This window comes from Lawsonibacter hominis (assembly GCF_014287895.1).
Lineage (GTDB): Bacteria > Bacillota > Clostridia > Oscillospirales > Oscillospiraceae > Lawsonibacter_A > Lawsonibacter_A hominis.
In genome coordinates this window covers 92435-110344 of the sequence record NZ_JACOPP010000008.1, presented here as the reverse complement: position 1 = coordinate 110344, position 17910 = coordinate 92435, and the positions used below count along the sequence as shown (strand labels likewise).

The following is a 17910-nucleotide window of genomic DNA, read 5'->3' as shown; positions in this document are numbered from 1 at the left end:
CAAGCAGGGTGGAACCGTGGAGTATTGGAATGCTTCACCCCTGAGGTCAGGGGTGAAGCATTTTTATTTGCCTGTGCCCCAATACGAGGAGGAATTATTATGGCAGAAGAAAACAACCAGTATACTTTTGAACATGAAACCTACCGCAAGACCTACTGGCACACCTGCTCTCACATTCTGGCCCAGGCCATGAAGCGCCTGCACCCTGATGTGAAGCTGGCCATCGGCCCGGCCATCGACAATGGTTTCTACTACGATTTTGATACCCCCGAACCCTTTTCCGAGTCCCAGCTGGAGGAGCTGGAGGCTGAAATGCGCAAGATCTGCAAGGAAAAACTGAAGCTGGAGCGCTTCGAGCTGCCCCGGGCGGACGCGCTGGCCTTTATGGAGGAGAAGGACGAGCCCTACAAGGTGGAGCTGATCCGCGACCTGCCTGAGGACGCGGTCATCTCCTTCTACAGGCAGGGCGATTTCACCGACCTGTGCGCCGGGCCCCACCTGGACTCCACCGGCCGCGTAAAGGGCAACGGCATCAAGCTCACCGCCTGCAACGCCGCCTACTGGCGGGGCGACTCCAGCCGCAAACAACTTCAGCGCATCTACGGCATCGCCTTCCCCAAGAAGGACGAGCTGGACGCCTGGGTGGCCAAGCGGGAAGAGGCTTTGAAACGGGACCACAACAAGCTGGGCCGTGAGTTGGAGTACTTCACCACTGTGGACGTGATCGGCCAGGGTCTGCCCGTCATGCTGCCGAAGGGTGCCCGGGTCATCCAGGTCCTGCAGCGCTGGGTGGAGGACGAGGAGCAGAAGCGGGGCTACCTGCTGACCAAGACCCCTTTGATGGCCAAGAGCGATCTCTATAAGATCTCCGGTCACTGGGATCACTATCTGGACGGCATGTTCGTCCTGGGCGACCCCCATGACGAGACCCGCGAGTGCTTTGCCCTGCGCCCCATGACCTGTCCCTTCCAGTACCAGGTCTACCTGAACCGCGCCCGCTCCTACCGCGACCTTCCCATGCGCCTGGGGGAGACCTCTACCCTTTTCCGTAACGAGGACTCGGGCGAGATGCACGGCCTGATCCGTGTGCGTCAGTTCACCATTTCCGAGGGCCATCTGGTCCTCCGCCCTGAGCAGCTGGAAGAGGAGTTCAAGGGCTGTCTGGACCTGGCCAAGTACTGCCTGGGCACCGTGGGCCTGCTGGACAAGTGTACCTTCCGCTTCTCCCAGTGGGACCCTGCTAACCCCAACAACAAGTACGAGGGCACCGCCGAGCAGTGGGAGCTGGCCCAGGCCACCATGGCGAAAATCCTGGACGATCTGGACGTGACGTACACCATCGGTATCGACGAGGCCGCCTTCTACGGTCCCAAGCTGGACATCCAGTACCGGAATGTCTACGGTAAGGAGGACACCCTGGTCACCATCCAGATCGACATGCTTCTGGCCAAGCAGTTCGGCATGGAGTACACCGACGCCGACGGCCAAAAGAAGACCCCTTATATCATTCACCGCACCAGCCTGGGCTGCTACGAACGCACCCTGGCCTATCTGATCGAGGAGTACGCCGGCGCTCTGCCCGCCTGGATGGCCCCCGAGCAGGTCCGTGTCCTGCCGGTCACCGACCGCGCCTGCGATTACGCCGCCGAGGTAGCCCGCCGCTTGGAGGGCGAGGGTCTCCGCGCAACGGCGGACTACCGCAACGAGAAGATCGGCAAAAAGATCCGCGAGGCCACCCTGGAGAAGGTCCCCTATATGCTGGTGGTGGGCGACCGGGACATGGAGCATCAGACCGTCTCGGTCCGGCACCGCTCCGGTGAGGATCTGGGCGCCATGAGCCAATCCGACTTTCTCGCCCTGCTCCAGGACGAAGTGGAGCGCAAGTGCATCAAGTGATGTCCTCCCGCTCGGCTCATGCGCTGCGTCTGCAGGATCTGATGCACAACCGCTTCGCCGGGGTGGACTTTCTCCGTGGAACCTGCTAAAATACAAGAGCCGGGCGGTGGACCCCACCGCCCGGCTCTTCAATTTCAATGGAAAAAGGATGAATGACATGGGCACCACGCTTGGCACCCTTCTGAATCTGGCGATCTATATCGGTCTGGTGGCGGTCGGCGCGGTCATCGGCTCCCGCAGGGCCGTCCGCAGCCGTCCCATGCCCTGGCTGGGCAAGCTGCAATTCCTGGCGCTGATGATCCTGATCGTCTCTCTGGGCGTGAAGCTGGGCGCCAACGACGAGGTCATCTCCTCCCTGGGACAGATCGGTCTGGCCGCCCTGCTCATCACCGTGCTGGCGATGGCAGGCTCCCTTCTGTGCCTGTACCTGCTGCGGCGCTTTGTGTTCCATCTGGACCGTTACGGCCTGCCCCAGGGCAGTGCGCAGGAGACGGAAGAAACCGAAGGCTCCGGCGGAAAAGCGGACAACTCCCTGACCAAATGGATCGTCCTGGCCGTGGCCTTGGGCATGCTGGCGGGTTACTTCGTGATCCCGGACCGTATGGTGGCCTACTGCGGCAGGGTCATCGACTTCGGCCTGTACCTGCTGCTCTTTCTGGTCGGCATGGATATGGGCCGGCAGGGCACCATGCTGGCCGATATCAAAGCCGCCGGTCTCAAGGTGCTGCTGGTTCCGGTGGCTGTGGCGGCGGGCACGCTGGGCTGCGCCGCCCTGGCCGGGCTCTTCCTTCCCCTTGGGATAAAGGACGCCATGGCGGCCTCCGCCGGGTTCGGGTGGTATTCCCTGGCGCCCACCCTGCTGGCTCCCTATTCCCTGTCGGTCTCCGCCGTGGCCTTCCTGTCCAACGTCATGCGCGAGATTTTCTCCATCATTGCTATCCCCTTTGTGGCCAAGTACTTAGGCTATGTGGAGTGCGCCGCCCTCCCCGGCGCGGCGGCCATGGACACGGTGCTGCCCGTGGTCGTGGGCGCCACCCATGAGCGCATCGCCATTTACTCCTTTACCTCCGGCGTTGTGCTCTCCCTGGCGGTACCCCTGCTGGTGCCCGCCATCGTGGCGCTGCCCTTTTAAGGGGGCAGCGCCATGGAGATCGAACGCCGCTGGCGGGTGCGGAGCTGGCCCTCCGGGACGCCCGCCGCTGTTCTGACGATGGAGCAGGGCTATTTTTCCACCCGCCCCGCGATCCGGATCCGCGCGGAGGCCTTCTCAGGGGGCAGTACGCGTTATGTGCTCTGCTTCAAGGGCAGGGGCGGCCTGTGCCGGGAGGAGATCGAGCTGGAGCTGGATGCAGAGCGTTACCGCCGCCTTCAGGGCATGCTGGAGCACCCTATGATCTGCAAGGAGCAGCGGCGCTACCCCCTCCCCGGCGGCCTGACCCTGGAGGTCAATCAGGTCGACCGGGATCGCGAAAGCGGTTTCTTTTATGCGGAAGTGGAGTTTTCCGATGTGCAGGCCGCCCGGGCCTGGATGCCGCCGGAGCCGCTGCGCGCCTACCTCGCCGATGAGGTCACTGGGCAGCCCGGGCAGAGCATGGCAGCCTATTGGGAGCGCACCCGTTCCTCCCTGCTATAACAAAGCGCCCTGCGGCATATGAACCGCCCCAGATTGTGCGGACAGCACAATCTGGGGTGGTTCAGTAGTACTTTCATTTTCCTACATTAGGGGGCGTTTTGTCTATTGTCCGTTTTTACTGGTTCGGTTCAATTGAGCCGGAGGGCGCTTTGTTTCAAGTCAGCGTCTGGAAGAGGGCGCAGGCCTTCTCCAGAAGGGCATCCGGGAAATCGAGCTCCCCGCTGTGGCGGGGCGGGTGGTCCGTCCCTCCCCCCAGCAGGAACAGCGCCCCCTCCGCCTGGCGGAGCGCCTGATCAGTCACGCTTTTTCTCCTGCTCAAAGGCGCCTTCCCCGGGAAGCACCACAACCTTGATTTCCAGCACCCGCCGGTGATCCACTTTGGTGACGGTCACGTCCAGACCGTCGGCCACGAAATGGTCGCCCGCCTCGGGCACCCGGCCTACCTGCTCCATGACCCAGCCGGAGACGGTGTTGGCGTCGCACTCGTCCGAGATGGAAAAGAGGTCGAACAGGTCGGTCAGATCCGCGCTGCAGGAGATGAGGTAGCTGCCGTCCGCCTGCTTTTTGAATTCCTCGATCACCTCGTCGTGTTCATCCCAGATCTCTCCCACCAGTTCCTCCACGATGTCCTCCAGGGTCACCAGGCCCTCGGTCCCGCCGTATTCGTCCACCACGATGACCATATGGGCCTTTTCCCGCTGGAGGATACGCAGCAGATGTGAGATCTTGGTGTTCCCCGTGGTATAGAGCACCGGGCTGATGATTCCCTGCACGTCCTCCCGGCCATGGTAGCGCGCGGCATGGAAGTCTTTTTCATGGATGACGCCCACGATGTCGTCGATATCCTCGTGATACACCGGCAGACGGGAATACCCATTCTCCGCGAACGTCCTGGCGATCTCATCCATGGAATCGGTATCCTCCACGGCCACCACGTCCACCCGGGGGGTCAGGATCTCCTCCACCTCCAGGTCGTTGAACTCAATGGCAGCGCGGATGAGCTGGCTCTCATGCTGGTCCAGCCCGCCCTCGTCCTCGGCCTGATCCACCATGGTGATGAGCTCTTCCTCCGTGATGCCGTCTTCCGCCTTTTTGCGCAGCAGCTTCGTCAGCAGACGCTTCCACTGGGTGAAGAGGAAATTCACCGGCCGCAGCAGGGCGATAAACACCCGGAGAATGGGGGCGGAGAACATGGCGAAGTCCTCCGCATTCTCCTTGGCCAGGCTCTTCGGAGAAATTTCGCCGAAGATCAGGATGATCACGGTCAGCACCACGGTGGACACCGTGGGGCCGTATACCGGCAGCAGCTTGGTAAAGAGCACCGTGGAAACCGTGGTAGCAGTGATGTTTACGATGTTGTTGCCGATCAGGATGGTGGAGAGCAGCCGGTCATAATCCTCCTCCAGCTCGAGCGCCAGGGCGGCCCGCTGGTTTCCTCCGTCCGCCTTGCTTTTCATGCGGACGCGGTTGAGCGAGGAAAAGGCGGTCTCTGTGGCGGAGAAATAGGCTGACATCACCACCAAAAATACAAGAGCGGCAATCATAGTGATACTGGCACTGTCCATAGAGGAACTCATCAACTCCGATTTCTATTTCAAATTTTGCGCAGGAAAAGACAGCCCTATCCCTTTTTATGGATATGGCTGTCCATGCAATTGGACGCTATGTAGTTCTGACACGGCGGAGGTTCGTCCACGCGGGCTCACCGTCTCCTTATGATGGATTGTGTAGCAGTATACCACACCCCGCCTGTAAATGCAAGCCATTCCCGGTGCGTTCTCCGGCCCGACGTCTCTCCTGCGTCCCAAGGCGTAAACAAGCGGGGCCCGGCAGCGCCGGACCCCGCTTGTTCCATCCAAAGGGCAAGCGCCCTTGGAACGCTCCTTACACCAGCTGAACGATGGCCATCTCGGCCGCGTCGCCCCGGCGGGGCCCAATGCGGACCACACGGGTATAGCCGCCGTTACGGTCGGCATACTTGGGGCCGATCTCGTCGAACAGCTTCTTGGCCACGTCCTCCTTGGTCAGGTAGGACAGGGCCTGGCGGTAATTGGCCAGGTTGGCCTTCTTGGCCAGGGTAATCATCTTCTCCGCCATAGGGGCAACTTCCTTGGCACGGGAGACGGTGGTCTTGATCTGACCGTTCTCCAGCAGGTAGGTGGTCATGGCGCGCAGCATGGCGCGGCGCTGATCGCTGGTCTTGCCCAGCTTCCGATATCCGGACATGTGATTCCACTCCTATCGGAGCCTCGCCTCCCCGGCGGACTCCAGTTTAAATTCGTCCTGAGGGGTCTCCCCCCGAAGCGGGAGTACAGTGGATCCGGGAGGGGACGTTACATGCCCCCGGACCGCCCGCCTCTTCTTTAGTTGTTCTCGTCGTCCGCCAGGTGCAGGCCCATCATGGCCAGCTTGTTGATGACCTCTTCCAGGCTCTTGCGGCCCAGGTTGCGCACCTTCATCATCTCGTCCTCGGTCTTGGAGATCAGATCCTCCACCGTGTTGATGTTGGCACGCTTGAGGCAGTTGAAGGAACGGACCGACAGGTCCAGCTCCTCGATGGTCAGCTCCAGCACCTTATCCCGCTGAGCCTCCGCCTTCTCCACCACCGTGGACTTATTGCCCATGGTCTCGGAGAGATCGGTGAAGAGGACAAAGTGGTCGCAGAGGATGCGGGCACCGAGGCTCACCGCGTCCCGGGCGGTGATGGTACCGTTGGTCCATACCTCCAGGGTCAGCTTGTCGAAGTCCGTCAGGTCCTTGACACGCGTGTTCTCCACCGTGTAATTGACCTTCCGCACCGGCGTGTAGATCGAGTCTACCGGGATGACCCCGATGATGGTCTGGGCGGGCTTGTTCCGGTCGGCGGGCACATAGCCGCGGCCGTGGGACAGGGTCAGTTCCATATTCAGGCTGGCGTCAGGGCCCAGGGTGGCGATGTGCAGCTCCGGATTCAGGATCTCCACTTCGCCGTCGGCCTTGATGTCGCCCGCAGTGACCTCGCCTTCCCCGCTGGCCTCGATATAGACCGTCTTCACGCCCTCGGAGTAAAGCTTGGCGATGATGCTCTTCACGTTGAGCACGATCTCCGTCACGTCCTCCTTCACACCGGGGATGGTGGAAAACTCATGCTGCACGCCGGCGATCTTGATGGACGTAACCGCCGTGCCGGGCAGGGACGAGAGCAGGATGCGGCGCAGGGAGTTGCCCAGGGTGGTGCCGTAGCCACGCTCCAGAGGCTCGACCACGTACTTGCCGTAGGAGCCATCGCCGGGGTTCTCCACACATTCGATGCGGGGCTTCTCGATTTCTACCATGTGTTACCCTCCTTTTCGCGGCGGCGGGCCAAGGCGCCCGCCGTCCTATACAGCTCACCAATAATCGAGGGTACGCTCTTATTTATTTGGAGTACAGCTCGACGATCAGGTGCTCGGCCACGTCGAAGTCAATGTCGTCGCGCACCGGCTTGGCAATGATCTTACCCTCGAAGGTGCCGGCCTTCTCGATCCACTTGGGCGTGGAGTGCACGGCGCTGCCCTCGTTGAGCATCTTAAAGCGGTTGGTGGACCGGCTCTTCTCGCAGACAGCGATGACCTCACCGGGCTTGACCAGGTAGGAGGGAATATCCACACGCTTGCCGTTGATGGTAAAGTGACCGTGGTTGACCAGCTGGCGGGCCTCACGGCGGGTGTTGGCAAAGCCCAGACGGAACACCACGTTATCCAGGCGGCGCTCCAGCATGGACAGCAGCTCCTCACCGGTGTTGCCGCTGGAACGGGCGGCCTTCAGGTAATACGCGTGGAACTGTTTCTCCAGCATGCCATAGACGAACTTGACCTTCTGCTTCTCGGCCAGCTGCATGGCATACTCGCTCTTCTTGCCGCGGCGCTGGGCGCCGGGGTTGCGGATGGATTCCCGCTTGCTGTTTTCGGTGTAACCCAGGACGGCGGGAGAAATGCCCAGAGCGCGGCAGCGCTTCACAATGGGCTGCATATTCTTAGCCATAGTTTGCTCTTCCTCCTTCTCAGATTACACGCGGCGGCGCTTGGGCGGACGGCAGCCGTTGTGGGGGATGGGGGTCACGTCCTTGATGAGGGTGACCTCCAGGCCCACGGCCTGCAGCGCGCGGATGGCGGCCTCGCGGCCGGCGCCGGGCCCCTTCACGTAGACCTCAACGGTCTTCAGGCCGTGCTCCATGGCCGCCTTGGCGGCGGTCTCGGCGGCGGTCTGCGCGGCGAAGGGGGTGGACTTGCGGGAGCCGCGGAAGCCCAGGCCGCCGGAGGAGGCCCAGGACAGGGCGTTGCCGCCCATATCGGTCACAGTGACCATGGTGTTGTTGAAGGAGGAGCGGATATGCACCTGGCCCTTTTCAACGTTCTTGCGCTCACGGCGCTTGCGGATAACCTTCTTACCCTTGGTAGCAGCGGTAGCCATGTGTTTCTCCCTCCCTTACTTCTTCTTATTGGCGACGGTGCGCTTGGGCCCCTTACGGGTGCGCGCGTTGGTCTTGCTGCGCTGTCCGCGCACCGGCAGACCCCTGCGGTGGCGCATACCACGGTAGCAGCCGATCTCGGTCAGGCGCTTGATGTCCATCGCCACGTCGCGGCGGAGGTCGCCCTCCACAGTATAGCTGTGGCCGATGATCTCACGCAGCTTGGCCTCGTCGGCCTCGGTCAGGTCCTTCACGCGGGTGTCGGGGTTGATGCCGGCCTCAGCCAGGATCTTATTGGCGCTGGTGCGCCCAATGCCGTAGATATAGGTCAGGCCGATTTCGACCCGCTTATCCTTCGGCAGGTCAATGCCTGCAATACGTGCCATACTCTTTCAAGCACCTCCTGTTAACCTTGTCTTTGTTTATGCTTGGGGTTTTCGCAAATTACCATGACCTTGCCCTTGCGCTTGATGATCTTGCACTTCTCGCACATGGGCTTCACGGACGGTCTCACTTTCATGTTACAAACCTCCTGTAAGCCTGATGGCCCCGCCGCGGCGGAGGCAAGGCCCCGCGATCCCGCGACGGTCGTTGATGGTCTTTTGGATCCGTTGACCGGTCACTTGCTTCTCCAGGTGATCCGGCCTCTTGTGACATCGTAGGGGGACATCTGGACCGTCACCTTGTCACCGGGCAGGATGCGGATAAAGTTCATCCGCAGCTTGCCGGAGATGTGCGCCAGAATGATATGGCCGTTTCCGATGTCCACATGGAACGTGGTGTTGGGAAGGGACTCGGTCACGACGCCCTCCACTTCGATCATGTCGTCTTTTGCCAAAGCGTCATACCCTCCTAGACTCGGCTCGGAAAGCGGCCAGCGCCCTCCGGATCTCGCTGTCAACTGCTTCCTCTCCTGCCCGGATACGCTCCAGGGCCGGGTGGTGAAATTCTCCCGCGCAAGCCACATGGACGGCCTTTTTGCGCTTGGGAGCGGCTGTTTTCCGCCGTTTCCCGTCGGCCAGGAGCAGATAGGGGCCCTCTGTATCCAAGATACAGAACACATCCCCCTTGTCGTGCCCGGCCAGGGAACGGACGATCTGGGCCTTTTCGTACGCCATGCTCACGCTCCTGTGACGGTAAGCACTTCCGGCTCCCCGTCGGTGATGAGAATGGTGTTCTCATAGTGGGCGGCCAGGCTCCCGTCCGCTGTGACCGTGGTCCAGCCGTCCTTGAGCACCTTGACCCGCCAGTCCCCGGCACACACCATGGGCTCCACCGCCAGGGTCATCCCCGGCTGGAGCCGGGGGCCGTGGCCTGCGGGGCCAAAATTGGGGACCTCGGGGGGTTCATGGAGCTTGGCACCTACGCCGTGACCCACAAAGTCCCGCACCACCGAGCAGCCGTTTTGCTCTACATACTGCTGCACAGCATGCGAGATGTCGAACACCCGGTTTCCGGAGCGGGCCAGCCGGACGCCCTCCCAAAAGCTCTGCTCGGTGACCTGGATGAGACGCAGGGCCTCATCGCTGACCTGCCCGCAGGGGAAGGTGGCCGCGCAGTCGCCATGGAAACCGTCCAGGCAGGCGCCTACGTCCACACTGACGATGTCGCCCTCCTCCAGCTTCCGGTGGTCCGGGATGCCGTGGATGACCACGTCGTTGACGGAAATGCAGGCAGAGCCGGGAAACCCGTTGTAATTGAGGAAAGACGGCCTGGCGCCGTGTCCCTCGATGAACTTTCGCACGGCGGCGTCGATCTCCAGGGTGGATACGCCGGGGCGCACCATGGAGCCGGCCAGGGCCCGGGCCTGGGCGGTCAGCCGCCCGGCCCGGCGCATCCGCTCGATCTCGCGCGGGGATTTCAGGGAGATCATTTCCATCCTCACGCTTCCAACGCCTTCATGACCAGCACGTTGGTCTCCTCAATGGTGGGCTGGTTCTCCACCGGCTTGAGGATGCCCCGCTGGGCATAGAAGTCCTTGAGGGGTTCGGTCTCCGCATGGTAGACCTCCAGGCGGTGCTGGACGGTCTCGGGCTTGTCGTCGTCGCGCAGCAGCAGCTCGCCGCCGCATTTGTCGCACTTGCCCTGCGCCTTGGGCGGCGCGGAGACCACGTGGTACGTGGCGCCGCAGTCGTGGCAGGCCCGGCGGCCGCCCATACGCTTGACGATCTCCCCGTCGGAGATCTCAATGGAGAGCACGACGTCGAACTTGACTCCGTCCTTCTCCAGGAATTCGGCCTGAGCGATCGTGCGGGGCACTCCATCCAGGATATAGCCGTTCTGGCAGTCGCTCTGGGCCAGGCGCTCTTCCACAATGCCCAGGATCACGTCGTCAGGAACCAGCTTGCCCGCATCCATGAAGGCCTTGGCCTTCCTGCCCACGGGGGTGCCGTTCTTCACGGCGGCACGCAGGATGTTACCGGTCGAGATGGTGGGGATGCCCAATTTCCGGCTGATGATCTCAGCCTGGGTACCCTTGCCGGCGCCAGGGGCGCCCAACAGGATGATCTTCATACCCTTCCCCTTCTTCCATTACTCCAGGAAACCCTTGTAGTGCCGCATGAGCATCTGGGCCTCCATGGCCTTGGTGGTCTCCAGCGCGACGCCCACCACGATGATGATGGAGGTGCCGCCGATGGCCAGGCTGCTGACGCCGATGATATTGCCGGTGATGATGGGCGCGATGGCGATGATGGCCAGATAGATGGCGCCGAACAGGGTGATCTTATTGAGCACCTTGTGGATGAAGTCGGCGGTAGGCTTGCCGGGACGGAAGCCGGGGATGAAGCCGCCGTTCTTCTTCAGATTATTGGCCACCTCCACGGGATTGAACTGCATGGTCGCGTAGAAGTAGCTGAAGCCCAGAATCAGCAGGAAGTACACCACGATATAGAAGATGCTGCCGGTATCAAAGATCTTCAGGAAGGTGTTCCAGCCGGAGCCCTCCACCTGGGCCGACGGCACGAACGCGCCGATGGTGGCCGGCAGGGAGGCGATGGCCTGGGCAAAGATGATGGGCATGACGCCGGACATGTTCACCTTCATGGGGATGTGGCTGGACTGACCGCCGTACATCTTCCGGCCCACCACACGCTTGGCGTACTGGACGGGGATGCGGCGCTCGGCGTTGGTGATGAACACGATGAGCACCACAATGGCCAGCATGCCGATGACGATCAGGATGGCGCCCCACCAGGGCAGGTTGAACACGTTATCCCCAGTGACACCATTGATATTGTTGCTGATTCCGGTGTACAGGGTGAGGATCATGCTGGGCACCCGGGAGAGGATACCGGCGAACAGGATGATGGAGATGCCGTTGCCGATGCCGAACTCGGTGATCTGCTCGCCCAGCCACATGACAAAGGCGGAACCTGCGGTGAAGCAGAGCACGATGACGATGGCGGCCCAAACGCCGGGGATGGACCCGGTATCCAGCAGAGCACCGGAGTTGGTGGTGCGGATGAGGGTGTAGTAGCCGAAGCCCTGGATCAGCGCGATGGCCACGGTGGTATAGCGGGTGATGGCCGCGATCTTCTTCCGGCCCTCCTCGCCGCCGTCCTTCTGGAGACGCTCCAGAGCAGGGATGGCGACGGTGAGCAGCTGGATGATGATGGAGCTGTTGATATAGGGCTGCACGCCCAGGGCGAAGACGGCCGCCATGGAGAAAGCGGTGCCGTTCATGGCGCCCAGCAGCGCGAAGATACCGCCCATACTATTCAGGGTGGAGCCCAGCAGGTCGCTGTTGATAAACGGCACGGGCACCACGGAGCCCAGCCGGAAGATGAGCAGCGCGAAGACGGTGAACAGGATCTTCTTGCGCAACTCAGGGATCTTCCATGCGTTGCGGATGGTCTCGATCACTTAGACCACCTCGTACTTTCCACCTGCCGCAACAATCTTCTCCTTGGCGGAGGCGGAGAACGCGGAGGCACGGACCGTCAGCTTCTTGGTCAGGTTGCCGTTGCCCAGCACCTTGTAGCCGTACTCGCACTTGGAGAGGATTCCCTTTTCCAGCAGGTCGCAGACGTTGACCGTAGCGCCGTCCTCGAACTTCTCGAGGGCGGAGACGTTGATTGCCTCCAGAGGCTTTGCAAAGATATTGTTGAAGCCGCGCTTCGGGATGCGGCGGACCAGAGGCATCTGGCCGCCCTCAAACCCGGTGCGGACGCCGCCGCCGGAACGGGCCCACTGGCCCTTGTGTCCGCGGCCGGCCGTTTTGCCGTTTCCGGAACCGTGGCCCCGGCCCTTGCGGTAGGCCTTGGGGTTGGAACCGGGCGCGGGGGAAAGTTCATGCAGATTCATTTCGCGCACCTCCTCACTTTTCCTCGGTGACCTGGAGCAGATAGCCGATGTGGCTGATCTTGCCGCGGGTCGCCTCGTTGTCGGGCTGGACGGTGGTGTCGCCGATCTTGCGCAGCCCCAGGGCCTCGGCGGTCGCCTTATGCTTGGCGATGCGGCCGTTCAGGCTCTTGACCAGCTTGATGTTCAAATTAGCCATTTTGACGGCCCTCCTTAACCTGTGATCTCTTCCACGCTCTTGCCGCGGGTACGGGCGATCTCCTCGGGGCCACGCAGGGACTTGAGTCCCTCGAAGGTGGCGGAGACCACGTTCTGCGGATTGTTGGAGCGCAGGCACTTGGCGCGGATATCACGGATGCCGGCGGCCTCCATGACGGCGCGCACCGGGCCGCCGGCGATGATGCCGGTACCGGGGGCGGCGGGCTTGAGCAGCACGCGGCCGGCGCCGAACTCACCGATGACCTCGTGGGGGATGGTGGTGCCGGAACGGGTAATGGTGCACATGTTCTTCTTGGCGTCCTCGATGCCCTTGCGGATGGCCTCGGGCACCTCGGCGGCCTTGCCGGTGCCGAAGCCCACGCGGCCCTTCTCGTCGCCCACCACCATCAGAGCGGCGAACTTCATCACGCGGCCGCCCTTGACGGTCTTGGAAACGCGGTTCAGAGAGACGAGCTTCTCGGTGAACTCGCTGGGTTCTCTTTCAAATCGAGCCATTTCTCTTTTCCTCCTCCCTTAGAACTGCAGGCCGCCCTCACGGGCGCCCTCGGCCAGGGCCTGTACGCGGCCGTGGTACACGTAGCCGCCGCGGTCGAACACGACGGTCTCGATGCCGGCGGCCTTAGCGCGCTCGGCGACCGCCTGGCCCACCTTCTTGGCGGCCTCGCAGTCGGAGCCCTTGCCCTCGAAGCCCTTCTCCAGGGAGGAAGCAGACGCCAGCGTCTTGCCGGTCACATCGTCGATGATCTGGGCATAGATGTTGGTGTTGCTGCGGAACACGTTCAGACGGGGTCTCTCGGGCGTGCCGGAGATCTTCCCGCGGACTCTCTTGTGACGGTGCAGACGCTGTGCGTTGGTATCGGGTCTCTTAATCATAGTGGCACACCTCCTTACTTCTTCTTGACGCCGGTCTTGCCTTCCTTGCGGCGGATGACCTCGTCAGTGTATTTGATCCCCTTGCCCTTGTAAGGCTCGGGCGGACGTTTCTCTCTCACTTCAGCGGCGAACTGGCCGACCTTCTGCTTGTCGAGGCCGCTGATGACGATCTTGTTGGCGCTGGGCACTTCGATGGTGATGCCGTCGGCCTCCTCCATGAACACCTGATGGGAGAAGCCCAGGTTCATGACCAGCTTGCTGCCCTCCTTGGCCACACGATAGCCGACGCCGTTCACGTCCAGCTCCTTCTTGAAGCCCTCGGTGACGCCCACCACCATGTTGTGCAGCAGGCTGCGGGTCAGGCCGTGCAGGCTGCGGTTCTCCTTCGCGTCGTTGGGACGGGTGACATGGAGCTCCGCGCCCTCCTGCTTGATGGTCATGGCCGGGCAGAGCTGCTGGGTCAGGGTACCCTTTGGCCCCTTCACGGTGACCAGGTTGCCCTCTTCGATCTTCACGTCCACACCGGCGGGGATGGAGATCGGCATTCTTCCGATACGAGACATATTCTACTCTCCCTCCTTACCAGACAAACGCAAGGACCTCGCCGCCGACGTGGTTGGCGCGAGCGGCCTTGTCGGTCATGACGCCCTTGGACGTGGACACGATAGCGATACCCAGGCCGCGCAGGACGCGGGGCAGCTCATCGGCGCCCGCATAGACGCGCAGGCCGGGCTTGGACACGCGGCGCAGGCCGGTGATGACCTTTTCCTTGCCGGGGTTGTACTTCAGGGTGATGCGGATCACGCCCTGAGTGCCGTCGTCGATCAGCTGGAAGTTCTTGATATAGCCTTCATCCAGCAGGATCTGCGCGATGGACTTCTTCATGTTGGACGCGGGGACGTCCACGGTGTCATGCTTGGCGTTGTTCGCGTTGCGGATGCGGGTGAGCATATCCGCAATGGGATCGGTGATATGCATGATGTTTCCCTCCTTATTAGAGTTACGGGCTTATGCCCGTATCAGCGGCAAGGTATCGGAGCTAGGTAACTCCGACCTGTTGTCCGCCGGCATCGTCGGAGCAAGGTCCGCTTCCTTCCGCCCGGTAAGAGCCGGACATCCGTTGCATCCCTGCTCCTTCTCTCCTTGCCGAACCCGCTGCGCAGCGGCCGGCGGCTTCGCCAAGGGGAATGGAGACTCTTTCAAAACCTCGGGGAGGCGGGCTGGTGCTTACCAGCTCGCCTTTTTCACCCCAGGGATCTGCCCTTTATACGCCAGCTCGCGGAAGCAGATACGGCAGATGCCGTAATCCCGCAGATAGGCGTGGGGACGGCCGCAGATCTTGCAGCGATTGTAGCGGCGGGTGGAGAACTTGGGCTCCGCCTGCTGCTTGAGGATCATAGATTTTTTCGCCATTTTGTTCTCCTCCTTTAGCGGGCGAAGGGAGCGCCGATCAAATTCAGCAGCTCCTTGGCCTCTTCGTCGGTCTTAGCGGTGGTGCAGATGACCACGTCCAGCCCGCGGATCTTGTCGATCTTGTCGTACTCGATCTCCGGGAAGATCAGCTGCTCCCTGATGCCCAGGGCGTAGTTGCCGCGGCCGTCAAAGGCATTGGGGTTGATGCCGCGGAAATCGCGCACACGGGGCAGGGCCACGTTGAACAGCCGGTCCAAAAACTCCCACATGCGGTCAGCGCGCAGCGTGACCTTCGCGCCGATGGGCATGCCCTCGCGCAGCTTGAAGTTGGCCACGGACTTCTTGGCCTTGGTGATGATGGCCTTCTGGCCGGTGATCTTGGTCAGGTCGCCCACGACGGCCTCCAGGACCTTGGCGTTGTCCCGGGCTTCGCCGCAGCCGCAGTTGACCACGATCTTTTCGATGCGGGGGATCTCCATGGAACTTTTGTAGCCGAACTTCTGCATCAGAGCAGGAGCGACCTCGGCCTGGTACTTCGCCTTCAGGTTGGGCATTTTCTTATCAGCCATTGTTATCGTTCCTCCTCTCTATCAGATTTCAGCGCCGCACTTTTTGCAGATGCGGACCTTCTTGCCGTCGGCCAGCACCTTGTGGGCGGGACGGGTGGGCTTGCTGCACTTGGGGCAGACGCGCTGCACCTTGCAGGTGTAGATGGGGGCTTCCTTCTTGATGATGCCGCCCTGCTCGCCCTGCTTGCGGGGCTTGGTGTGGCGGGAGACCACATTGATCTTCTCAACGACGACCTTGCCGTCCTTGGGCATCACTTCCAGAACCTTGCCCTGCTTGCCCTTGTCCTTGCCGGACAGGACGATGACGGTGTCGTCCTTACGAATGCTCATCTTCTTCATGTCTTCTCCTACCCCCTTACAGCACTTCGGGAGCCAAGGACAGGATCTTCATGTAATCCTTGTCGCGCAGCTCGCGGGCCACTGGCCCAAAGATACGGGTGCCGCGGGGATTCTTGTCGTCCTTGATGAGGACGGCGGCGTTGTCGTCAAAGCGGACGTAGCTGCCGTCGGCACGGCGGATGCCCTTGGCGGACCGGACGATGACGGCCTTGACCACCTCGCCCTTCTTTACGGTGCCGCCGGGCTGCGCCTTGCGCACGGAGGCGACGACCACATCGCCGATGTTGCCGAACTTGCGGCTGGAGCCGCCCAGCACGCGGATGGTCTTGATCTCTTTGGCGCCGGTGTTGTCGGCCACCTTCAAATAAGTTTCCTGCTGAATCATGACCGCACCTCCTTACTTCGCCTTCTCGATGATCTCGACGACGCGCCACCGCTTGTCCTTGGACAGGGGCCGGGTCTCCATGACCCGCACGCGGTCGCCGACACCACACTCGTTGTTCTCGTCATGCGCTTTGAGCTTATAGGTGCTCTTGACGATCTTCTTGTACAGGGGGTGGGCCACACGGTCGGCAATGGCAACCACCACGGTCTTATCCATCTTGTCGGAGACCACCAGGCCGACTCTGGTTTTCCGGGAAGAGGTTCTGTTTTCCATTGTTCGTTCCCTCCTTATCGGCCTGCGAGCTGCTGCTCACGGATGATGGTCTTCACGCGGGCGATGTCCCGCTTGACCTCGGCGATCTTGATGGGATTGTCCAGCTGATTGGTGGCGTGCTGAAGACGGAGCTGGAAGAGATCCTTCTTCAAATCGCCCAGCTTGCTCTCAAGCTCCGCGGCGCTCATCTTACGGATTTCAGTAGCCTTCATCTTCATTCACCACCATTCTCGGTCTCAGCGGCGTCTTCCTTCTTCACGATCTTGCTCTTGATGGGCAGCTTGTGAGAGGCCAGACGCAGGGCCTCACGGGCGACCTCTTCGGAGACGCCCGCAATCTCGAACATCACGCGGCCGGGCTTGACCACGGCCACCCAGTACTCGGGGGAGCCCTTACCGGAGCCCATGCGGGTCTCGGCAGGCTTCTCGGTGATGGGCTTGTCGGGGAAGATCTTGATCCAGACCTTACCGCCGCGCTTGGTGTAGCGGGTCATGGCGATACGGGCGGCCTCGATCTGATTGCTGGTGATCCAGGCGGGCTCGGTGGCCTGCAGGCCCCACTCACCATAGGTGACGGTGTTGCCCTTCAGGGCCTTGCCCTTCAGGCGGCCGCGGTGGACGCGGCGGTATTTCACTCTCTTCGGCAGCAGCATTAGTTGGAGCCTCCTTCCTTGGGAGCGGCAGGCGCGGCGGGACGTGCGCCGCCCTGGGGACGATTGAAGCCGCCCTGGGGACGGTTGTTATTGAAGCCGCCCTGACGGTTGTTATTGAAACCGCCCTGGCCGGCGGGACGGCCGCCGAAGCCGCCCTGACGGTTGTTGAAGCCACCCTGACGGTTGCGGTCGCCGCCCGGACGGCGGTCGTCGCGGCGGCGGGGCCGGTCGGAGCGCTCCTTGAAGTTCTTGGTGTCCAGGGTACGGGGGGTGGTGCGCAGGGCCTGAGACAGGATCTCGCCCTTGTAGATCCACACCTTCACGCCGATACGGCCGTAGGTGGTAGCGGCCTCCGCGAAGCCGTAGTCGATGTCGGCACGCAGGGTCTGCAGGGGAATCGTGCCGTCGTGATAATGCTCGGTGCGGGCGATCTCAGCGCCGCCGAGGCGGCCGGAGACCTGGGTCTTGATGCCCAGCGCGCCCATGCGCATGGCCCGGCCCATGGCGTTCTTCATGGCACGGCGGAACCCGATGCGCTTCTCCAGCTGCTGGGCGATGTTCTCGGCCACCAGCTGGGCGTTCATGTCGGGGCTCTTGACCTCAACAATGTTGAGGGCGACGCTCTTGCCCAGCATCTTCTCCAGCTTCAGACGCAGGGCCTCGATGGCCTCGCCGCCCTTGCCGATGACCACGCCGGGACGGGCGCAGTGCAGGTAGATGCGCACCTTGGCGTTGTCGCGCTCGATCTCGATCTTGGGGATCCCGGCGGAATACAGGGTCTTCTTCAGGTAATCCCGGATCTTCTTGTCCTCCACCAGCAGGTCGCCCACCTTCTCGTTGCGGGCGTACCAGCGGGAGTCCCAATCCTTAATGACACCCACGCGCAGGCCGTGGGGATTGACTTTCTGTCCCATATTCTTCCTCCTC

Annotated in this window: 30 protein-coding genes; 3 read left to right on the top strand and 27 right to left on the bottom strand. The window is 62.0% G+C overall.

The window, feature by feature from the left end; translation table 11 throughout:
• The first annotated feature begins 99 nt into the window (after positions 1–99).
• The 3 genes from thrS to H8S57_RS07990 all read left to right on the top strand — a co-directional run bounded on the left by thrS (position 100) and on the right by H8S57_RS07990 (position 3529).
• Positions 100–1896 (top strand): threonine--tRNA ligase, encoded by a 1797-nt coding sequence (gene thrS / locus H8S57_RS08000; protein ID WP_186907556.1) that lies wholly within the window; start codon positions 100–102, stop codon positions 1894–1896.
• A gap of 157 nt (positions 1897–2053) precedes the next feature.
• A complete protein-coding gene (locus tag H8S57_RS07995; RefSeq protein ID WP_186907555.1) occupies positions 2054–3028 on the top strand; it encodes a LysO family transporter in 975 nt (324 codons plus the stop codon).
• 12 nt (positions 3029–3040) lie between these two features.
• A complete protein-coding gene (locus H8S57_RS07990) occupies positions 3041–3529 on the top strand; it encodes a CYTH domain-containing protein (RefSeq protein ID WP_186907554.1) in 489 nt (162 codons plus the stop codon).
• A gap of 154 nt (positions 3530–3683) precedes the next feature.
• Here the strand turns inward: H8S57_RS07990 and H8S57_RS07985 are convergent, their stop codons facing one another.
• The 27 genes from H8S57_RS07985 to rpsC all read right to left on the bottom strand — a co-directional run bounded on the left by H8S57_RS07985 (position 3684) and on the right by rpsC (position 17897).
• Entirely contained in the window at positions 3684–3830 is a 147-nt protein-coding gene (locus H8S57_RS07985) for a hypothetical protein (protein WP_186907553.1), read from the bottom strand.
• Positions 3823–5094, bottom strand: coding sequence for an HlyC/CorC family transporter (locus tag H8S57_RS07980; RefSeq protein ID WP_186907552.1), 1272 nt, complete (start codon positions 5092–5094; stop codon positions 3823–3825). The genes H8S57_RS07985 and H8S57_RS07980 overlap by 8 nt, the downstream gene beginning before the upstream one ends.
• A 319-nt stretch (positions 5095–5413) precedes the next feature.
• The gene (rplQ, locus tag H8S57_RS07975; RefSeq protein WP_186907551.1) at positions 5414–5755 is read right to left on the bottom strand and encodes a 50S ribosomal protein L17; all 342 of its coding nucleotides are present in this window, start codon (positions 5753–5755) and stop codon (positions 5414–5416) included.
• Positions 5756–5892: 137 nt separating this feature from the next.
• The gene (locus tag H8S57_RS07970; RefSeq protein WP_186907550.1) at positions 5893–6843 is read right to left on the bottom strand and encodes a DNA-directed RNA polymerase subunit alpha; all 951 of its coding nucleotides are present in this window, start codon (positions 6841–6843) and stop codon (positions 5893–5895) included.
• Positions 6844–6925: 82 nt separating this feature from the next.
• On the bottom strand, positions 6926–7531 hold the full coding sequence (gene rpsD, locus H8S57_RS07965; protein ID WP_186907549.1) for a 30S ribosomal protein S4: 606 nt from the start codon (positions 7529–7531) through the stop codon (positions 6926–6928).
• 24 nt (positions 7532–7555) lie between these two features.
• Positions 7556–7960: a 30S ribosomal protein S11 gene (gene rpsK / locus H8S57_RS07960; RefSeq protein WP_130869677.1), complete on the bottom strand. Its 405-nt coding sequence runs from the start codon at positions 7958–7960 to the stop codon at positions 7556–7558.
• A gap of 15 nt (positions 7961–7975) precedes the next feature.
• Positions 7976–8344: a 30S ribosomal protein S13 gene (gene rpsM, locus H8S57_RS07955; protein ID WP_186907548.1), complete on the bottom strand. Its 369-nt coding sequence runs from the start codon at positions 8342–8344 to the stop codon at positions 7976–7978.
• Between the two features lie 20 nt (positions 8345–8364).
• Positions 8365–8478, bottom strand: coding sequence for a 50S ribosomal protein L36 (rpmJ, locus tag H8S57_RS07950; protein ID WP_006573428.1), 114 nt, complete (start codon positions 8476–8478; stop codon positions 8365–8367).
• A gap of 99 nt (positions 8479–8577) precedes the next feature.
• Positions 8578–8796 carry a translation initiation factor IF-1 gene (gene infA / locus H8S57_RS07945; RefSeq protein WP_009258089.1) on the bottom strand — a complete coding sequence of 73 codons (219 nt, stop codon included), beginning with the start codon at positions 8794–8796 and terminating at the stop codon, positions 8578–8580.
• A 4-nt stretch (positions 8797–8800) separates the two neighbouring features.
• A complete protein-coding gene (locus H8S57_RS07940; protein WP_186907547.1) occupies positions 8801–9076 on the bottom strand; it encodes a KOW domain-containing RNA-binding protein in 276 nt (91 codons plus the stop codon).
• Positions 9077–9078: 2 nt separating this feature from the next.
• On the bottom strand, positions 9079–9831 hold the full coding sequence (gene map, locus H8S57_RS07935; RefSeq protein WP_186907579.1) for a type I methionyl aminopeptidase: 753 nt from the start codon (positions 9829–9831) through the stop codon (positions 9079–9081).
• 8 nt (positions 9832–9839) lie between these two features.
• Positions 9840–10472 (bottom strand): adenylate kinase, encoded by a 633-nt coding sequence (locus tag H8S57_RS07930; protein WP_186907546.1) that lies wholly within the window; start codon positions 10470–10472, stop codon positions 9840–9842.
• An 18-nt stretch (positions 10473–10490) separates the two neighbouring features.
• The gene (secY, locus tag H8S57_RS07925) at positions 10491–11822 is read right to left on the bottom strand and encodes a preprotein translocase subunit SecY (RefSeq protein ID WP_186907545.1); all 1332 of its coding nucleotides are present in this window, start codon (positions 11820–11822) and stop codon (positions 10491–10493) included.
• Positions 11823–12263, bottom strand: coding sequence for a 50S ribosomal protein L15 (gene rplO / locus H8S57_RS07920; RefSeq protein WP_186907544.1), 441 nt, complete (start codon positions 12261–12263; stop codon positions 11823–11825).
• A 13-nt stretch (positions 12264–12276) separates the two neighbouring features.
• On the bottom strand, positions 12277–12459 hold the full coding sequence (gene rpmD, locus H8S57_RS07915) for a 50S ribosomal protein L30 (RefSeq protein ID WP_186907543.1): 183 nt from the start codon (positions 12457–12459) through the stop codon (positions 12277–12279).
• Positions 12460–12473: 14 nt separating this feature from the next.
• On the bottom strand, positions 12474–12974 hold the full coding sequence (gene rpsE, locus H8S57_RS07910) for a 30S ribosomal protein S5 (RefSeq protein ID WP_186907542.1): 501 nt from the start codon (positions 12972–12974) through the stop codon (positions 12474–12476).
• Between the two features lie 18 nt (positions 12975–12992).
• Entirely contained in the window at positions 12993–13352 is a 360-nt protein-coding gene (gene rplR / locus H8S57_RS07905) for a 50S ribosomal protein L18 (RefSeq protein ID WP_186907541.1), read from the bottom strand.
• A 14-nt stretch (positions 13353–13366) separates the two neighbouring features.
• Positions 13367–13915 carry a 50S ribosomal protein L6 gene (gene rplF, locus H8S57_RS07900; protein WP_186907540.1) on the bottom strand — a complete coding sequence of 183 codons (549 nt, stop codon included), beginning with the start codon at positions 13913–13915 and terminating at the stop codon, positions 13367–13369.
• A 16-nt stretch (positions 13916–13931) separates the two neighbouring features.
• On the bottom strand, positions 13932–14330 hold the full coding sequence (gene rpsH, locus H8S57_RS07895) for a 30S ribosomal protein S8 (RefSeq protein WP_186907539.1): 399 nt from the start codon (positions 14328–14330) through the stop codon (positions 13932–13934).
• 249 nt (positions 14331–14579) lie between these two features.
• A complete protein-coding gene (locus H8S57_RS07890; RefSeq protein WP_006573415.1) occupies positions 14580–14765 on the bottom strand; it encodes a type Z 30S ribosomal protein S14 in 186 nt (61 codons plus the stop codon).
• Positions 14766–14779: 14 nt separating this feature from the next.
• Positions 14780–15334 (bottom strand): 50S ribosomal protein L5, encoded by a 555-nt coding sequence (gene rplE, locus H8S57_RS07885; RefSeq protein WP_305148526.1) that lies wholly within the window; start codon positions 15332–15334, stop codon positions 14780–14782.
• 21 nt (positions 15335–15355) lie between these two features.
• Entirely contained in the window at positions 15356–15673 is a 318-nt protein-coding gene (gene rplX, locus H8S57_RS07880; protein ID WP_243204742.1) for a 50S ribosomal protein L24, read from the bottom strand.
• Positions 15674–15689: 16 nt separating this feature from the next.
• Positions 15690–16058: a 50S ribosomal protein L14 gene (gene rplN, locus H8S57_RS07875; RefSeq protein WP_186907538.1), complete on the bottom strand. Its 369-nt coding sequence runs from the start codon at positions 16056–16058 to the stop codon at positions 15690–15692.
• 12 nt (positions 16059–16070) lie between these two features.
• Positions 16071–16331 carry a 30S ribosomal protein S17 gene (gene rpsQ / locus H8S57_RS07870; protein WP_186907537.1) on the bottom strand — a complete coding sequence of 87 codons (261 nt, stop codon included), beginning with the start codon at positions 16329–16331 and terminating at the stop codon, positions 16071–16073.
• Between the two features lie 14 nt (positions 16332–16345).
• On the bottom strand, positions 16346–16549 hold the full coding sequence (rpmC, locus tag H8S57_RS07865; protein ID WP_305148525.1) for a 50S ribosomal protein L29: 204 nt from the start codon (positions 16547–16549) through the stop codon (positions 16346–16348).
• Complete coding sequence (gene rplP, locus H8S57_RS07860) at positions 16546–16983, bottom strand: 50S ribosomal protein L16 (protein ID WP_186907535.1); 438 nt, start codon at positions 16981–16983, stop codon at positions 16546–16548. Before rplP ends, rpmC begins: the two co-directional genes overlap by 4 nt.
• Positions 16983–17897, bottom strand: coding sequence for a 30S ribosomal protein S3 (gene rpsC, locus H8S57_RS07855; protein ID WP_186907534.1), 915 nt, complete (start codon positions 17895–17897; stop codon positions 16983–16985). Before rpsC ends, rplP begins: the two co-directional genes overlap by 1 nt.
• Between the last annotated feature and the right edge of the window lie 13 nt (positions 17898–17910).

Coding starts and splice junctions, on each gene's coding strand:
- thrS (WP_186907556.1), top strand. CDS start 100: ATGGCAGAAGAAAACAACCAGTATACTTTTGAACATGAAACCTACCGC.
- H8S57_RS07995 (WP_186907555.1), top strand. CDS start 2,054: ATGGGCACCACGCTTGGCACCCTTCTGAATCTGGCGATCTATATCGGT.
- H8S57_RS07990 (WP_186907554.1), top strand. CDS start 3,041: ATGGAGATCGAACGCCGCTGGCGGGTGCGGAGCTGGCCCTCCGGGACG.
- H8S57_RS07980 (WP_186907552.1), bottom strand. CDS start 5,094: ATGGACAGTGCCAGTATCACTATGATTGCCGCTCTTGTATTTTTGGTG.
- rplQ (WP_186907551.1), bottom strand. CDS start 5,755: ATGTCCGGATATCGGAAGCTGGGCAAGACCAGCGATCAGCGCCGCGCC.
- H8S57_RS07970 (WP_186907550.1), bottom strand. CDS start 6,843: ATGGTAGAAATCGAGAAGCCCCGCATCGAATGTGTGGAGAACCCCGGC.
- rpsD (WP_186907549.1), bottom strand. CDS start 7,531: ATGGCTAAGAATATGCAGCCCATTGTGAAGCGCTGCCGCGCTCTGGGC.
- rpsK (WP_130869677.1), bottom strand. CDS start 7,960: ATGGCTACCGCTGCTACCAAGGGTAAGAAGGTTATCCGCAAGCGCCGT.
- rpsM (WP_186907548.1), bottom strand. CDS start 8,344: ATGGCACGTATTGCAGGCATTGACCTGCCGAAGGATAAGCGGGTCGAA.
- rpmJ (WP_006573428.1), bottom strand. CDS start 8,478: ATGAAAGTGAGACCGTCCGTGAAGCCCATGTGCGAGAAGTGCAAGATC.
- H8S57_RS07940 (WP_186907547.1), bottom strand. CDS start 9,076: ATGGCGTACGAAAAGGCCCAGATCGTCCGTTCCCTGGCCGGGCACGAC.
- map (WP_186907579.1), bottom strand. CDS start 9,831: ATGATCTCCCTGAAATCCCCGCGCGAGATCGAGCGGATGCGCCGGGCC.
- H8S57_RS07930 (WP_186907546.1), bottom strand. CDS start 10,472: ATGAAGATCATCCTGTTGGGCGCCCCTGGCGCCGGCAAGGGTACCCAG.
- rplO (WP_186907544.1), bottom strand. CDS start 12,263: ATGAATCTGCATGAACTTTCCCCCGCGCCCGGTTCCAACCCCAAGGCC.
- rpmD (WP_186907543.1), bottom strand. CDS start 12,459: ATGGCTAATTTGAACATCAAGCTGGTCAAGAGCCTGAACGGCCGCATC.
- rpsE (WP_186907542.1), bottom strand. CDS start 12,974: ATGGCTCGATTTGAAAGAGAACCCAGCGAGTTCACCGAGAAGCTCGTC.
- rplR (WP_186907541.1), bottom strand. CDS start 13,352: ATGATTAAGAGACCCGATACCAACGCACAGCGTCTGCACCGTCACAAG.
- rplF (WP_186907540.1), bottom strand. CDS start 13,915: ATGTCTCGTATCGGAAGAATGCCGATCTCCATCCCCGCCGGTGTGGAC.
- rpsH (WP_186907539.1), bottom strand. CDS start 14,330: ATGCATATCACCGATCCCATTGCGGATATGCTCACCCGCATCCGCAAC.
- H8S57_RS07890 (WP_006573415.1), bottom strand. CDS start 14,765: ATGGCGAAAAAATCTATGATCCTCAAGCAGCAGGCGGAGCCCAAGTTC.
- rplE (WP_305148526.1), bottom strand. CDS start 15,334: ATGGCTGATAAGAAAATGCCCAACCTGAAGGCGAAGTACCAGGCCGAG.
- rplX (WP_243204742.1), bottom strand. CDS start 15,673: ATGAAGAAGATGAGCATTCGTAAGGACGACACCGTCATCGTCCTGTCC.
- rplN (WP_186907538.1), bottom strand. CDS start 16,058: ATGATTCAGCAGGAAACTTATTTGAAGGTGGCCGACAACACCGGCGCC.
- rpsQ (WP_186907537.1), bottom strand. CDS start 16,331: ATGGAAAACAGAACCTCTTCCCGGAAAACCAGAGTCGGCCTGGTGGTC.
- rpmC (WP_305148525.1), bottom strand. CDS start 16,549: ATGAAGATGAAGGCTACTGAAATCCGTAAGATGAGCGCCGCGGAGCTT.
- rplP (WP_186907535.1), bottom strand. CDS start 16,983: ATGCTGCTGCCGAAGAGAGTGAAATACCGCCGCGTCCACCGCGGCCGC.
- rpsC (WP_186907534.1), bottom strand. CDS start 17,897: ATGGGACAGAAAGTCAATCCCCACGGCCTGCGCGTGGGTGTCATTAAG.